This window comes from Streptomyces sp. NPDC001970 (genome assembly GCF_053594115.1).
On record NZ_JBSFDW010000049.1, the window covers coordinates 14,212 to 28,711 of the forward strand.

At 68.8% G+C, this 14,500-nt stretch carries 12 protein-coding genes; 5 read left to right on the forward strand and 7 right to left on the reverse strand.

The window, feature by feature from the left end:
- Positions 1–75: 75 nt before the first annotated feature.
- From ACWCP0_RS37230 to ACWCP0_RS37250, 5 genes are all read right to left on the reverse strand, one after another.
- Positions 76–1,239 carry a lanthionine synthetase C family protein gene (locus tag ACWCP0_RS37230; protein WP_451083175.1) on the reverse strand — a complete coding sequence of 388 codons (1,164 nt, stop codon included), beginning with the start codon at positions 1,237–1,239 and terminating at the stop codon, positions 76–78.
- The gene (locus ACWCP0_RS37235; protein WP_451083176.1) at positions 1,236–4,262 is read right to left on the reverse strand and encodes a lantibiotic dehydratase; all 3,027 of its coding nucleotides are present in this window, start codon (positions 4,260–4,262) and stop codon (positions 1,236–1,238) included. The genes ACWCP0_RS37230 and ACWCP0_RS37235 overlap by 4 nt, the downstream gene beginning before the upstream one ends.
- A gap of 76 nt (positions 4,263–4,338) precedes the next feature.
- On the reverse strand, positions 4,339–4,521 hold the full coding sequence (fxlA, locus tag ACWCP0_RS37240; protein ID WP_451083177.1) for an FxLD family lanthipeptide: 183 nt from the start codon (positions 4,519–4,521) through the stop codon (positions 4,339–4,341).
- Positions 4,522–4,600: 79 nt separating this feature from the next.
- Positions 4,601–5,179, reverse strand: a complete 579-nt coding sequence (locus ACWCP0_RS37245) for a class I SAM-dependent methyltransferase (RefSeq protein WP_451083202.1) — start codon at positions 5,177–5,179, stop codon at positions 4,601–4,603.
- A 192-nt stretch (positions 5,180–5,371) separates the two neighbouring features.
- Positions 5,372–5,830 (reverse strand): hypothetical protein, encoded by a 459-nt coding sequence (locus ACWCP0_RS37250; protein WP_451083178.1) that lies wholly within the window; start codon positions 5,828–5,830, stop codon positions 5,372–5,374.
- Positions 5,831–6,065: 235 nt separating this feature from the next.
- Between ACWCP0_RS37250 and ACWCP0_RS37255 the strand changes: the two genes are divergently transcribed.
- The 4 genes from ACWCP0_RS37255 (at position 6,066) to ACWCP0_RS37270 (ending at position 9,178) form a co-directional block, all read left to right on the forward strand.
- Positions 6,066–7,343, forward strand: coding sequence for an XRE family transcriptional regulator (locus ACWCP0_RS37255; RefSeq protein WP_451083179.1), 1,278 nt, complete (start codon positions 6,066–6,068; stop codon positions 7,341–7,343).
- Positions 7,340–7,894, forward strand: coding sequence for a GNAT family N-acetyltransferase (locus ACWCP0_RS37260; RefSeq protein WP_451083180.1), 555 nt, complete (start codon positions 7,340–7,342; stop codon positions 7,892–7,894). Before ACWCP0_RS37255 ends, ACWCP0_RS37260 begins: the two co-directional genes overlap by 4 nt.
- Before the next feature lie 111 nt (positions 7,895–8,005).
- Complete coding sequence (locus ACWCP0_RS37265; protein ID WP_451083181.1) at positions 8,006–8,608, forward strand: hypothetical protein; 603 nt, start codon at positions 8,006–8,008, stop codon at positions 8,606–8,608.
- Positions 8,609–8,725: 117 nt separating this feature from the next.
- Entirely contained in the window at positions 8,726–9,178 is a 453-nt protein-coding gene (locus tag ACWCP0_RS37270) for a lamin tail domain-containing protein (RefSeq protein ID WP_451083182.1), read from the forward strand.
- An 84-nt stretch (positions 9,179–9,262) separates the two neighbouring features.
- On the opposite strand, the gene ACWCP0_RS37275 is transcribed toward ACWCP0_RS37270, so the two are convergent.
- Both ACWCP0_RS37275 and ACWCP0_RS37280 read right to left on the reverse strand, forming a co-directional pair.
- A complete protein-coding gene (locus ACWCP0_RS37275) occupies positions 9,263–9,682 on the reverse strand; it encodes a hypothetical protein (RefSeq protein ID WP_451083183.1) in 420 nt (139 codons plus the stop codon).
- Positions 9,683–10,250: 568 nt separating this feature from the next.
- Positions 10,251–12,518 carry a hypothetical protein gene (locus ACWCP0_RS37280; protein WP_451083184.1) on the reverse strand — a complete coding sequence of 756 codons (2,268 nt, stop codon included), beginning with the start codon at positions 12,516–12,518 and terminating at the stop codon, positions 10,251–10,253.
- Positions 12,519–13,254: 736 nt separating this feature from the next.
- Between ACWCP0_RS37280 and ACWCP0_RS37285 the strand changes: the two genes are divergently transcribed.
- Positions 13,255–13,917 (forward strand): hypothetical protein, encoded by a 663-nt coding sequence (locus ACWCP0_RS37285; RefSeq protein ID WP_451083185.1) that lies wholly within the window; start codon positions 13,255–13,257, stop codon positions 13,915–13,917.
- Positions 13,918–14,500 lie beyond the last annotated feature (583 nt).

Below are 14,500 nucleotides of genomic sequence, written 5' to 3' on the forward strand. Positions count from 1 at the left end.
CCACGAGGTGCCCGGCGCTGAAGAAGGGCACGAGCCTAGCTACGGGATGTTGGTGTGCGATGGCGGTTGGTCGGGTCACCCGTCCAGGAGGAGACAGGCGTCCCAGCGGGGTACGGGCGCGGCGTTGACGGCCGTGTCGAGCTGGGTGAGGCGAACGCCATCGGCGCCTTCCATCAGTCCGCCGGTGGGCGGCCCCACACGATTCAGGTGGTCGCGCATGCGACCGCGCAGCAAGGGCAGGGCGCCAGCCAGTGGACTCTCCGGCCCGGCGTCGTCGGCCGCTCGCTGAACGGTGCGTATGAGGCCAGCCCAGCCATGACAGAGGGAGGCGTCGGTGAGCTTGGCGAGTTGGTGTTCATCGGTGGTGCATGCGGCGAGTGCTGCTTCTGCGCTGCGTTGCCGTGCCAGGTCACCGAGGGCGAGGGCGGCGAGTTGAAGCGCGCGGGCGATCCCGGGGGTGCCGTAGCACCAGGACGGGCGTTCGGGAACTCGTCGGTTCGCCGTGCGGCTCTTCCACTCCTCGCGGGAGAGCGTACCGGGCCACCAAGTTCCTTCCTCGGTGCTGACGCACCACTGATCCAGCGATGTGCAGATGTAGCGGATCGCTTCGGCGTGCCCGGGGACGATGATCCCTCGGCGCATCGAGATAGCCAGGAGCGCGAGCGGTCCGGTGATGCCGTGCGCCAGGCCGAAGTTCCCGTGGCCGCCCGGCCAGCGGGGGCTAGGTCGCAGCTCGGGCCCGTCGCCGGACCACCAGCCTGGCAGGAGCTCGCCATCGGCCCTGACCGGCTCCGTCAGGCGCACCAGGTAGGACAGCACCTCCGGCAACAGCGGGTGTTGACTGGTCCGGGTCAGGGAGTAGACACCGAGTCCGGTCAGTCCGCTGATGAGGTCGTACTCGCGCAGGCGGGGCAGCTCTCCGCGGTCGATGCGTTCGTGTGCCGCCCGCAGGCGTAGCCGGGTGACGTTGGCGATGTGGTGGTCGAGAGCTTCGAGAGCGGCCCCGTACGGTGGCCGGTCCGCCAGGTGGAGGGTGTAGGCGACGGCGGGCGCGCCCTCGAAGAGGCCGCAGGCGTCGGGGTCGGCGTTCACCTCGTGGCGGACCATGGCGGTGACCCACTCATGGACGGTGTCCCACCCTCCGCGGCCGGCCTGGGCGTTGGCGATGTGGCGTAGGGCGATTCCGGGAGCGCCGGAGTACAGCGACTGCTCCCACTGCATCGTGGGTTCGGTGGTCATCGGCAGGCCTGCCAGGTACGGGCCGCCTGCCGGGCCAGGTGGCGGCAGGTCTTCTCACCCGGTCGGTCGAGGCCGAGCATCCGGTTGTGGTGCATGTGCAGCAGCGACTCCAGAATCGCGTCGGTGTCCGCGTCGTCGGGGAGCTGTTGGCGGTAGTGCGCCAGGGTCACGCTTCTGGCGTGCCAGGCGTCGGTGACCTGGCTCTTGCGGTTGGGCAGGTCCAGCGGCGCAGGAAGCTGGGCCAGGCGTATGGCCTGCTCGGCGACGGCCCGGTCCGCGGCCGCCGCGGTGGCGGTGGGGCGATTGGCGAGCCACTCCATTCCGGCGTCGGGGCCGAGGAAGCCGCAGGCGATGTCCACCATGCCCATCGCGACGAGCGCTGTGGGGTGCATGAGCAGGGCCGGGACGTGGTGCAGGTTGGCGGCGACCGCGCGGGAGTCCGCGGCGAAGACCGCCTCGGCCGCTTCCAGAGCCGTGCCCTGTCCGTAGCGTCCGATCTCGGGGCTGTAGGCGTCGAGGACGAGTCGGCCCGCCAGGGCTCCGTTTCGGAGTTGCTCAGCCCACTGTCCGACGGCCGCCGCGAAGGTGGCGTACTGGCCGGTGCTCGGGATGCGGAGTCGCAGCCGAAGGTGGTCGGCTTCGTACGGGCTGCGGTAGCGCAGGAACCACCAGTCGGGCTCGCCGGGCAAGGCCGCGAGAAGCCGCGGGAGGTGCCCGGTGATGATCTCGTCCATCCGCTCGGGGTGGGTGTGGATCTTCGCGTGCAGCCATGAGGCGTCCGGGGAACCGGGCATGTGACCCAGCGCGCTGTTGACCAGCGTGGGCAACGGGCCGGAGAGCCCCGACGGGGCCGGCGGACGGGTGGTCACGAGGGGCATGGCGATCTCGTGGACGTGGTGGCCGATCCACCCGAAGTCGTCGGCAGGGGCCGATTCGGTCAGAATCGCTTCTCCGCGCCGGTCGAGGTGGGCTCGCAGGATCGCCGCATGCAGGGGCTCGTCCAGCGTGAGCCGGAGGGTGCGGTCATCGTCCCGCAGCTCCACCGCTTCGGGGCAGCGCCAGCGCACCCTCCACTGGTCGAGGGCTGGACCCCACTCGGCCGTGTCGCCGCCGGGAACGTCGGCGTTGGTGAGATACCAGCGGGCCGGGGACAGGATGGTGCGCCGGTAGCGGACTCTCGGTAGATAGGTGAGCTGGGAGGCCTGGGGGCCCCAGTCGAAGCCGGTCCACGAGGCGTTGAAGGCGCGAGGCAGGTGGGCGAGGAACCGGGCCAGCGGTGGCGGTTGCTTCTCCAGTGCCATGGCGTGGAAGACCTGGGGCTCGATGACGCGTCGGCGGGAGAGGCTGACCAGGTGCAGACGGCTGTGCGTCGCGGTGACGGCCAGATCGTCCAGCGGGATGGTCGTCACGGTCTCGTCCGGTCCGCGGTGCTCGCCGAGCGGGATGACGTGCGGCAGGTAGGCCGGGATGCGGCAGACGTTCTCTGTGTGTGGGTACAGCGGCGGGAAGGACAGCTGAGCCGGTAAGGCCCCGTCGATGCCTGCGGGGATGGTCCGGTAGACCTCCTCCAGCGCAGATCCGCCGGCGGCCGGTGTGAAGCGGGAGGTGAGTGTGCCTGCGGAGCGCGCCGGGGTGACGGTGAGGGTGAAGTCTCCCCGGTCCAGGGCGTCGACGCTGGTGGCGTGGACTCGGGCGCACATCTCCACGTGGGGCGGCACGGGAGCAGCGGTCGCCTCGCCCGCCAGGGCGCCGATGGTCTCGTCGGTGAGCACAATTTCCCGGCTGCCGTCGACCACGGCCTGCCACGTGAGCGCGAGCAGTCGTTTGTCCCGCTCGGAGACCAGCGTTGCTGGCGGGGTCATCACGCTCCCGGGATAGTCGGCCGGGAAGCCGAGCCCGGCCGCCGGGTCCAGGAGCTCCGTCAGCGGGACGAGCGTGCCAGTGCCGTACCGCTCCCAGAATGCTGTCTGGTAGTCGTGCCAGATGGCATGTCCGGCCGGGCGGCGGGTCAGTCGGAGCAGAGCGTCGGCCGCGGTCTCCATTTCGCGCGCCACGCTGACGGGAAATTCGACCGCGGAATCAAGCAGGAGGTCAACGGCCAGCGGGGCGCGGCCGGCGTCGGACATCGAGCGCAGTTGCCGGGCCAGGGCGTCACGGAGCCTGGCCTGACCGGAGCCTGCGGTTCGGTTGTGGTGGTGCACGGCCGCCGCGACGGCCTCAAGGTCACGCAGGACGGGAGCCACAGCACTGATCGTGTGCGCGTCAACCGCCTGCAGGCGGTCGATGAGATGGCCGAGCGGGTTGGTCACGGTGAGGGGGGCCCGCAGTCCTGTGATGAGGAACCCCTGCTGGACGAGCTCGGTGAGCATGCCGCGGACCTTGGCCGGGCCAGCCCCGGGGAAGACCTCCGAGAGCTTGTCGGCCACGGAGTTGAACCGGATCGGCACGGCTGCGCAGTCCTGAAGCGTCCGCACCGCGCTGGTGTACTTGATGCTCGCGCCGTGAGGGCCGCCGCGCGGGACCTGGAGGCGCCCGCCCCGTCGTGCGGCGAGGTTGTTCAGCACGACGTCCAGGCGCTCCAGCAGCTCCGGGCACCTCTCAAGTCGCTCGATGATGTCGCCGAGCCACATCGTGTCGACGCGCGCGACCGCTCGGTGGCCGGTGCCCCAGCGCACCGTGGCCGATGGCCCCAGGGCAACGGGCGCGACGCCGGCGAACAGTCCGAACGGGGTGGGCCGGCCGGTAGCGCGCAGGAGGTAGCGGGCAGTGGACAGCGCCGCCCGTCGTGCCTTCTTGCCGGACACCGCCTCGCTGGCGCGCAGGGCGTCGATGCTCAGGGCGAGCTCGCGGTTCGCCTCCCGGATCGGTCCGGCGAGGTCTGGGCGGGACCAGACGTGATCCAACCACGTCAAGCACCCGTCGGTGTCCAACGGGTCGGGCCACCAGGCGGGCGCCTGGCTCCGCGGCGCGGCCGCGGCCCGTAGCAGCGCCGTGCCCGTGTGCTCGTACAGCTTCCTGCTCATGCGCGCCAACTCCTTCACCGTCCGGGCCAAGCGGAGGGCCGGGGGGTGTCCCCGGCCCTCCAGGGGAATGCGTGCGTCAGACCGCGCTGGCGCAGGAAGACGAGCAGGTGGCCGCGCAGCCGTCACCGGTGCCGCACGCGGCCGGCATGGCGAGGCCACCGATGTCCGTGGTGACGTCCAGGTCCAGCGCGAACGGGTCCTCAACGTCGACCGCGGGGGCCTGCGGCTGGACGGTGTTCTCGGTCATGACAGCGGTCATGGCTACTCCTTGTCGGATCGGTGAACGTGTTCTTGCGGTGGTACGCCGCCCCGCGCGCCTACGGGTGGGGCGGAGCTCATCAGCCCCGTGGGCCGCGGAGGACGACAGCGGTCAGGCATCCGTCGTCGCAGAGGTCGTAGCGGGTGGTTTCCGCCCAGCCGTCGCCGAGCCTGGTGATCACTTCCTCTCGGATGCCGCGGTGCGCCGTTTCGGGCTGCTTCTCGTACACGGGCGTCATCACGTGCAGCACCCCGGTGGGGCGTAGCCATCGACGCACGTCGGTGAGGAACCGCGCCCGGTCCAGGAAGGCCATCACCAGGCGGCACACGACGATGTCCACGCTGCCCGGAGCGAGGTCGTTGGGGATCGGCCCGGCGTTGAAGTCGTTCTCGCGGTACCGCAGGTTGGGGTGGGTGAAGGCCTCTGCGGCTTCCTTTACGACCAGGGTCGAGAAGTCGTAGCCGGTGGTGATCAGGCCCCACTCCGCCATCATGTGGGCGAAGTCGCCGCGGCCGCACCCGACGTCGATCGCGGTCATGCCGGTCTCGGGCCGCACGTGCGTACGGAACAGGCCCAGCTCATCCTCACCGACGGGCCGGAACTGCGTGCCGTTGGCGAAGACGTCGTCCCAGTACCCCGGGCGCCGGGTCGGCGGCATGCCGGTCACGACGGCGTCCAGTGCTTCGCCCGGCTCTCTGCAGGGAGCTGGCTGTTCATCAGGTGGTTCTCCTTATTGTCCGTACAGGGCAAGCGGCACCATCAGCCCGGCGGTGGTAAGGACGATGAGGATCTGTAAGCACCACTGCCGCCAGCCCCACCGACGTTCGTCCATCCACCGGACCGGGTTCCTTCAAGTCGCGGCCTCGGGCACGACCAGCGCCGTGAAACAGTGGCGATCGGCCACGAAGTGCAGTTCTTCCTCGTACTCGGCGTCGTTCTCGCTGATGTGGCTGCGGTCAAGGACCAGCACGCCGTCCGCGAAGCCCTCGTGCATGAGCCTGCGGGCCAGTAGCCAGCCGGGGGACTGCTGCGGGGCGAGCGGTCCAGTCTTGTCATGGAGTCGACGGCCCACCTGCCAGCCGCGCTTGGTCGCCTCCTGCTTCAGGACTTGGAACACCGGCGCGGGATCAACTCCGTTGAGGGTGCGGACGTAGGCGACGACGCGCCGCTGGGTGCGGGTCCTGGGGCGGTGGGCGAATACCGGCGCGTTGAGCTCGTCCCGTAGCCGCTTCAACCGCAGGCCGGGCGCGACGCCAACACGTGGAACGGAGCCGCCGAACCGTCGAGCGAACTTGTTGTCGTGGTCCATCCACGTTGTGTCCGGTCTTGCCGTGCCACGCATCGTCGTCATCACGTCCTCTGGGGCCGGAAGGAGCGAGCGGAAAGGGGCGCTGCCGGCCGTCTGCTCGCTGGCATGCAGTCAGCTAACTCCTGCCGGAGGCACTGCGGTTAGGGCGGACTGGGCACCGAATCCATGTAGCCCCTAGGGGGATTTGACTTCTCGTCTACCTGACGTTGAGGCTTGACGGGGTTACGGTGCGTATATGGAACCCACGCGCAATGAGGTACTCGAAGCGTGGATGGACGAGCACGGGTACAGCTCCAATGCCCTGGCAGACGCGGTAAATCAAGCCGCTGCAGAGCTCACCGGAAAGCTCGGTGGCCACGACGGTTCCGCCGTCCGGGACTGGAAGGCCGGCCGGGTGCGGTGGCCCAAGTCAGTTACACGCGCGGCACTGGAGCAGGTCACCGGATTGCCAGCCACCGCCTTAGGGTTCGTGCCGCGGGGTCGCACTCCCCAGACCTCAGCTCCATCGCAGGAGGACCCCATGAAACGCCGCCTCTTCGTCTCGGGCATGACCGCCGCCCTCACTGCGGCCACCTCGGCACGCAGTGCTCCACGCCGCATCGGGATGAGCGATGTCGAGCGCCTGCAAAAGCGGTTCGCCGAAGTCATCGCCAGCGACCACCGCCACGGTGGCCAACTAGGTATCGAGCAGAAAGCCGCCTCGCTCGCAGCCAGCGCGCTCAGCCTCCAAGAATCGGGCAACGCCACCGAGCGTGTCCGCAGCAACCTGTATGGGTGCGCGGCTGCGTTCCGGTCCTCGGCCATGTGGGCGGCCATCGACGGTCGCCGGTTCGACGTCGCGACCGTCCACATGCGGGAGGCGCAGGCCTTGGCGGAGATGGCTGGGGACCCGGCGATCAAGTTCCGGATCTGGAGCCACGTCGGCGCCATGTATCGGCACATGGGACGCACAACGCAGGCCTTGTCCGCGAACAACGTCGCCCGCGGGCTGCACATCAACCGCCGCGACCCGATGTTCGCCTCCCTCGGCCTGGCCCGCCAGATGGCCATCCATGGGGCTGCGGGCGACCACACGGCCACACGGCGGGCGTACGACGAGGCACAGAACGCCATGGACCGCGCCGACCCAGGCGAGTACCGGCCCGTATGGCTGAACGCCTTCTACGACCAGGCCGAACTCGACTCCCTCGCCTTGTCCGCGTACATGTCGCTGGGCGACTACGAGAAGGCCGAGTTCCACGCCTATCGCTGCCTGACAGGGTTGCGGCCTCACATGCGCAGGTCGAAGGCCATCACCACGACTCGGCTCGCCCGCGCCCAGCTCGAACAGGGAGCCTTCGAATCGGCAACGGCCACCGCCATGTCCGTATCCGCCGAAGCAGCCACCCAGCACCCGCGTGTTGCCCTGATGCTGAAAGACTTCGGGGCCAGGATTACCGACCTCGCCATGGGAAGTACCGCGGCCGGCACGTGGACCGACTACGCACGCACCACCTGGGGGAAGGCCGCATGACAACAACACAGGCCGTCACCCTGCGCACCTTCCCCCATCTTGCTCTGGCCCGAGATGACCTCATCGCCGTCTACAGTGATGTCCGCGCCGAGCTACTGCACCTGCCGAACTATGCGGTCTCCACGTTCGCCGAGCGTCTGGACCGGCACGGCAATGACCCAGGCTTTGCTGCCGTACTCGCCTACGCGGAGAGCGGCGAACCGGTCGGCTACACCTACAGCAACGTTGTCCAAGCAGATGACCGCTGGTGGCAGCGGATAACGCCCGCCCCGGCGCCTCAGTACACCGAGCGGCCAGCCGTGGCGTTGAAGGAGCTCGGTGTACGAGTGCCATGGCGGAAGACCGGCACCTCCCTCCGCCTGCACGACGCCCTGCTGGCACATCATCCTGACGAGCCGTACGTATCCCTGATGGTGAATCCAGCCGCGGGCGATGGCAAGGTACAACGCCTGTACGAGTCGTGGGGGTACCGGAGCATCGGCACCAGCCAGCCCTCCCCACACTCGCCCGTCCTGACCGCCATGGCCCGCCCCCGGACCGCGACCACATAGGGCGTGGGGTTGCCCGCGGCCAGAGCGCCTGATCCGCGGGCAACTCGATCATGCCCAATGTGGAATCGCGTGCAGTCCGTGCACTGCTCCGGAAGAGTGATAGAACCAGGCATGGATCTGATCACGCCCAGCACAGCGGCAGCCGGAGTGAGAGCAGTCGGCCAGATCACCAGCGCCGCCATCGGCAGCTACCGCCCCACTGGTGTCCCTCGCCTGGGCAGCAAAGAGGACCGCGCCGCGGCGTACCGGCGGCTCCTGGACGCCAGCACCCGGGCGTTCAGCTGCATCTACATGTTCGGGCACATGAGGCGCACCTCTGGGCGCGCGGCGTACAAGCTGCTGATCGAGCAGATGCCAACGATGTGGGAGGCGAACGCCGAGCTGCTCAGCGCCCTCAACGGAGTGCGGCTGTGCGGCACGGTGCAGGTGATCACGGCCGCCGAGGAACTGGTCACCGCTGCCAGCGACATGGACATGGCCGAGCGTAGAGCCCGTATCGCGCAGCAGCAGGCCGACCGCATGGTGGAGGCGCAGAGGACGTTCCTGGAGGCATGCCGAGAGGATCTCGCCTACACCATGCGGTGGTGGCAGGTGCTCCGCAAGCGGAAGGAGCGCAAGTTCCTGCGGGAACAGAGCGAGCGGTCCCGGAACGCTGCCAGAATCGCCGCTATGCGCCGCCGCCTCGCCAGGAGAGAGAGCAGCGACGCCATTTGATTGGCCGGTCTGTCCCGATTCAGTAACGCGCGACGGTGGTTGAACGAGTCGTCATAGTATGGGCGGCCTCGCCGGGCCCGTTTTGGGGGGTGCCCGGCCTCACCGCAAGGAACATGCATGCTCCGTACCCGCACTGCGGCTGCCGTCGTGACGGTGGCCGCGTTCGCCGGCCTTGTTGCTCTCCCCACCCCGGCGCAGGCCGCCGGCTCCGTTCACCTGTACAAGGTCTACTACGACAGCCCCGGCTCTGACAGGGGTGGCAACACCAGCATCAACGCTGAGTACGTGCAGATCCGCAACACCACCAGCGCCGCCGTCAGCCTGAAGGGCTGGACGCTCACCGACTCGGCGAACCACAGGTACACGTTCGGCACGTTCACGCTCGGCAAGGGCAAGACGGTGACGGTCCGCACTGGCAAGGGCACCAACACCAGCACCACCCGCTACCAGGGCCGCGCCTGGTACGTGTGGAACAACGACAAAGACACCGCCACCCTGAAGAAGTCGACCGGCGCCACGGTCGACACGTGCTCGTACAACTCGACGCGGGTCGACTACAAGATGTGCTGACCAGCGCCATCATGACCGCGCCCGCCCCGTCGTCGCTGTCCGGGGCGGGCGCTCGTGCGTTACCGGTCTCTGTGCCCCAACTACTCACACCCGGCGCCGCGCAGTTTTCCCCTCAGCCGCACCCTCGCTTCCGGGGAAGCCGCCCACGGGAACCTTGGTGAGCGGATCATACTGGCCGGCATCGTGCGGCCGGCCGTACACCGTGTCCGCGGTGTGGGAGTCCTCAGACCACCGGCCGCGCCTGTTGCGCTCCCGCAGTGGCACGTCGGCGGCGATCACGTCCGTGTTCGGGCCGGCGCGAAGCGAGTGCGCGGTGACCTTCCGCCCGGCGATGTAGGGGATGCCCGCCAGGTCGGCGAGATGCTGAACCCGCTCGTTGAGCGCCCCGCCCTTCATCCTGTCGCCCCGCTGGGTCGCGAGTGCGCGGCTCGCCAGGTTCCCCTTGACGGTCAGCGCACGGAAGAGCGGCTGGTCGGGGCGGTCGGCGCCGAGCTGCCTCAGCACGGTGAGCCATGCCTGCGCACGGGCCCACGATCCGCAGGTCTACCCGGTCCTGGATGAACTCCGTCGAGCCCTACGGCGAAGGTGTCCTCGGCGAACTCGCTCTGAGCCAGGGCTATGCGGCCGAAGGGGGTGTCGTGCACCTGCGCGCTGAGGTCTGTGCGGTCCTCGGCCCAGCGTTCCAGCAGCGCGCTCCGAGCGGGGGCGGTCAACACGCCCCAGGCCTCCCCGTGGCGGGAGCCGATCCGCTCGGCCCGCACGTACGTCGTGATCAACGGCCAACCGCTCTTCGGCGACCGCGAGATCACTTTCGTCAGCGCCGCGCAGATGGGTTCCCGCCATCCGCATCCGCGTCGGCCGCCAGGCCGTCACCGTCATCCTCACCGGCGCGCCGCTCGCCTTCGGCCGCCGCGGCGCCACTGCGGTGTTCCCCCACCTGTAGCCCAGCCGGATGATCCACGCGCCCCGGACGGCGGCCTGCGGCCCGGGGCGCCGGGCCCTGTCAGCCCCGGTGGCACAACGGGTATTGATGAGGATCGCGTCCGCCAGCAGTCGCGACCGCGGAGGGCAGTCAGGTCCGAGACGGGGGGACCGGGCGCGTGGCGAGGTGGTCTTGGAGCTCATGGTGCCGGAACTGCCACGCCGCCCCCGCCACGCGCAGAATGCCCAAGCGGTAGCAGGCATCCAAGAACCGGCCCAGGCGCCACGGAAGCTGCCCACGGACGCACAGCAAGAACGCGAAATACCGCAGCGCCGCCCGGCCACTCCCGAGCGTGATCCTGCGCCCGAGCACACGGTTGAGCAAGATCGAAATAAGGAAGGCGAGTACGAGCGCGGGTGCGAGCACCAGTGAGAACGTGAGCAAAAACTCAAAGAGGAACTCTGTCCCGTTCGATGGCCAGCCGACTACTCCGACATTTGTTGCTGTCGCAAGCACGGTCACGACTCCAACCGCAAGCACGAGCCCCAGCGCGGCCGCGAGATCGCCACGCACGAAGTCGCGTGGGGTGGTCATCGACGCATGGCTCCCGACTGCGGGTCTGACCACGATCCCGACTGCGAGCACAAAAGTGAGCACGAACGCGAGCGTCGCTACAAACATACCCACACCCGCGATCGTGCTGTTGCGGTCCCAAGTGAGGACAAGCACGAGCACGCTCACGAACCCAAGTGCCAGGATGCCCCATCCGGCTCGAGTTCCCAGGCTACGCAGGTAAATGTGCCCAGGCTGAGGCCATGGTTCGCGCCACACCACAGCGATGGGGATCAACATGAGCAGGAATGCCTCGATCCGGAAGGCAAGGGACCCATCAAGCCATAGTGGCGCGGCGGGCACGAGGGTGATCAATGATGTCAGGGTCCGCTCGGTGCGCCATACCCGGTGTTGACTGGCGAGGGGCCACAGTTCGTGGAGGACCAGGTCGGTGCTGCTGAAGGCATGTCCCGCAACGGTGCGCGGCGGGCCGGAAGCGGTGCTTGCGTTGGTGTTCAGGTAGGCAGCGAGGATTGCCAGGCGGCGCCAGGTGGACTCGGCGTCCAGCTGCGGCGGCCGACGGCCATGCCGGGGGCGGCCTTGGCCGGCCGGGGTACCAGGGGCGGGATCGCTGGTTTCGTGGTGGGGTGCGCCCACGGCGGCGCCGATGTACCGATCCAGGAGGTAACCGTGGAGCCTCCCACTGGCGGCGAGGGTGACCAGGTCGGCGGGGTTACGCAGATAGCCACTGTCCGGGCTGCGTTCCTGGAAGACGACGGCCGCCAGGGTCAGGCGCCAGGGCGTGTCCAGCGCACGGGCCAGCATCATCGACTCGCCGGCAGTGGCGGGCGCTTCTCCGTCCGGACCGACCACCGGTGCCGCCGCGCCTGTCGCGGCGGTCTCCAGGGCATCGATGACCCGCCGCCAGCGGGCCCGGCCCTGGTCAGTGGCGGCGACCCGCTGCTCCAGGTAGGCGCGGGCGCGGGCCGGATCCACGCGGGCCAAGGCGAGATGTGCGACGACCCGTGGCTGGGCATCGGCATCAACCAGCGCCTGATAGTGAGCGTAGCGGCAGGTCAAAACGGCCCGGCAGTGCATGCCGCCGCTCTCGAAGCGCTCGACGGCGTGGAGCAGGCTGGCGGCGCGGGAGGTGTAACCGGGGGCGGTACCGGGATCCATTTCGTCCAGGCCGTCGATGACGGGCAGAACGAGATCGGCGTCCAAGAGCAGGGCGGCGTCGTGCGGGCTGAGGTAGTAAGTGCCTGTGAGGTGGGTGTACAGCCACTGCCGGACCTCACCGCCGGGCCAGGAGGCGGCGGTCAGCCGGACCGGGACCGGCTCACCCGCGGCGCGTTCCCTGGCCAGGCCCAGCAGCAGAGCCAGGGCCAGCACGGTCTTGCCAGCGCCCGCATCACCCCCAGCCGGCCCGCCAGCGTCGGGTGCACCACCGGTGGTGGGAGGTGTGCCGGTGATGACCATCCGCCCCGGCCGCAGGTTCCGGTAGAAGTCGGTGATGCCTTCCAGCGTGCCATCGGACGGTACGTTGCTCATGCCGGTGGCGGTCGCGGTGAACGCCAGGTCGATCCGCCCGCCCGGGGCCACCAGGCCGCTGCCCAGCAGCTGCTTGTACTCATCCCCCTCCACCTCAGTCACCGCACGCGCCAACTCCACGGCGACCGTCTCCTCGGTGCGCTGGATGCGCAGCCCCCGCACTGACACCCACAGACCCCAGCCGCCCACCACCGCGCCGACCAGACCAGGCCCGACTGACAGCACCCCAGCAGTGTCTGCATCCGCAAGTTTGACCTGACCCAACGCGAGCACCGTCCACCACGCCGCCCCCAGACACACCACACCGCTGAACACCACCGCGGCAATACGCCCAGCCCCCCAAGTTCTCATAAACCAGGTTCTCCCCTCACAGCCGACAGACCGCCCCGACCCACCTCATCGGTAATTACTTCGCTGCCCGGCACAGCACTGGATCATCCGCCAAGGAACGCATGAAACCGCGCGGGAGTACCTCGCTACAGAACAGAACCTCATCGGTGGGGCCAGGCGTATTCCGGGGTCGACCTGTCACCAAAGATGATCGAGCTGGCCCAGCAGTCGCCCAGCGGGTGGCGACCTCCTTCTTCTCCGGGGCCCAGCCCTGGAAGATGGCGGCGCGCTTCGTGTAGCCGAGGCCGGAGGTGGGCACGCCGATCTCGTCCGGCCACACGGCCGGGATGTCGTTGGGGTCAGCGGGCAGGTGGATGACGTACCCAGCTCTGCGCTCGGTGGTGGGCAGGGCGATGTTGTTCCCGGCAGTGAGCGGCTGGCGCAGCTTGGAGCTGTCGAGGGATTCCAGGTCGACAGGTGGGTGCCCAGGCGCAGCTTGATGCCGCACTTGCGGCCCAGGATCACGATCCGGATGCCAGGGCTACCGCCGTTGAACCTGCCGAGACCGAGCCCGACCACTCCGCTCGCCCGCGTCTTGGCCTTCGCCGCCGCGCACGCGGACCCGAGGCCGTGACTGAGGAGCACATTCGCCCTGGCGCTCGAAGGCCGGTTGTAGCGAAGAGCAGGGCGCGCCACCGCTCAAGTCCCCACAATCCGGGCTATGTTGATCGCGAAGCCCTGGTATGAGTCCGGGTCATTCTGGCAGTTCGCCGTCACGACGCTCGTCGCCGTGACGGTCGGCGCCCTCGGCGCCTTCGCGACGTTGCGCGCCAACAACCCCAAGCGGCGTCTGAGCTACCGAACACTGACGAACACCTCTTTGCTTACGGCTTCGACTCGCCAGGCGGCGCACCTGAGCGTTACATACGGCGGCATCGTGCTTGAACGCCCGCGACTGGTTGAGGTGCAGCTCCGCAACACCGGTCGGCGAGACATCACGTCTTCGATGTTCCATGGCAGCGATCCGATCAAGCTCGACCTTGGGGTCAATTCGCTTGCAGTGCTCGATGTCGAGCTTGAGCCTGCGACGTCAGAGCCTCCCCGAGTAGTCACCAATGGTGCGGTCGTTGAGGTGCAACCGAGCTTGCTGGTGCGTGGGCAGAGCCTTACCCTTTCTCTGCTCGTGGACGGGGATGTGGGCGAGCTCCAGTGCCGGGTCCCACTCGTCGACGTTCAGGTCAAGCAGGAGAGGTCGCCGGAAGAGATCGCGTCGGACACTGAGTGCTTGAACAAACTCGCCATACGCCTCACCGTGGGCGTCGCTGCGTGTGTAGCCTTCATCCTTCTCAATGATTTGCGACAAGCGTGGGCACTTCGACCCTGAGTCGCTCACCGAAGAGCACTTCGACCTGGCCCGCCGCGATCCGTGATCCATCATGGGCGCATGAATCTCGCTGGCCTTGCGGCAGTTCATGCCCCTGCAGGTATTCCAGTCAAACAGTGCTTTCCCGTCCACGTGTTCCTCCGGCAGGTGGGCGGCCCTGAAGAGGGATGGCGACCGGCTGGGCTGGTCTTCCACGTGGTGGAGCCCGCGAGGAACAGCACGGCCAAGGAGCCCCAGGTGTTGGCGGGGCGGAGTCCTGCCCCCGGGTGTGGGAGTCGGTGGTCGGCTCAGCCCGTACGGGTAAGGGCTGGCTGCGCGCGGCGGGGCGGCGTGCCTCGCGGTGCGTGGGGGGGGCACATCAGGTGGTGGGGCCGGTGGGCGGAGTGGGGATCACAGGGCCAAGCGCTTGGCCTCGCGGCACCGGTGGTCCTCCGCACAGTCGGGGCAGTGCTCGGGGCAGACACCAGCCCAGAGAGCTGACCCGGTCGGGGAGATAGCGGGGCTCGATGATGCGGAACCTCTCGCCCGTCGGGACGGGCCCGACGTGCCGGGCCTGCAGGTCGAGAATGCGGTAGACCCCTTG

Coding starts and splice junctions, on each gene's coding strand:
- ACWCP0_RS37285 (WP_451083185.1), top strand. CDS start 13,255: ATGTTGATCGCGAAGCCCTGGTATGAGTCCGGGTCATTCTGGCAGTTC.
- ACWCP0_RS37250 (WP_451083178.1), bottom strand. CDS start 5,830: ATGGACCACGACAACAAGTTCGCTCGACGGTTCGGCGGCTCCGTTCCA.
- ACWCP0_RS37270 (WP_451083182.1), top strand. CDS start 8,726: ATGCTCCGTACCCGCACTGCGGCTGCCGTCGTGACGGTGGCCGCGTTC.
- ACWCP0_RS37255 (WP_451083179.1), top strand. CDS start 6,066: ATGGAACCCACGCGCAATGAGGTACTCGAAGCGTGGATGGACGAGCAC.
- ACWCP0_RS37245 (WP_451083202.1), bottom strand. CDS start 5,179: ATGCCGCCGACCCGGCGCCCGGGGTACTGGGACGACGTCTTCGCCAAC.
- ACWCP0_RS37235 (WP_451083176.1), bottom strand. CDS start 4,262: ATGAGCAGGAAGCTGTACGAGCACACGGGCACGGCGCTGCTACGGGCC.
- ACWCP0_RS37260 (WP_451083180.1), top strand. CDS start 7,340: ATGACAACAACACAGGCCGTCACCCTGCGCACCTTCCCCCATCTTGCT.
- fxlA (WP_451083177.1), bottom strand. CDS start 4,521: ATGACCGCTGTCATGACCGAGAACACCGTCCAGCCGCAGGCCCCCGCG.
- ACWCP0_RS37230 (WP_451083175.1), bottom strand. CDS start 1,239: ATGACCACCGAACCCACGATGCAGTGGGAGCAGTCGCTGTACTCCGGC.
- ACWCP0_RS37265 (WP_451083181.1), top strand. CDS start 8,006: ATGGATCTGATCACGCCCAGCACAGCGGCAGCCGGAGTGAGAGCAGTC.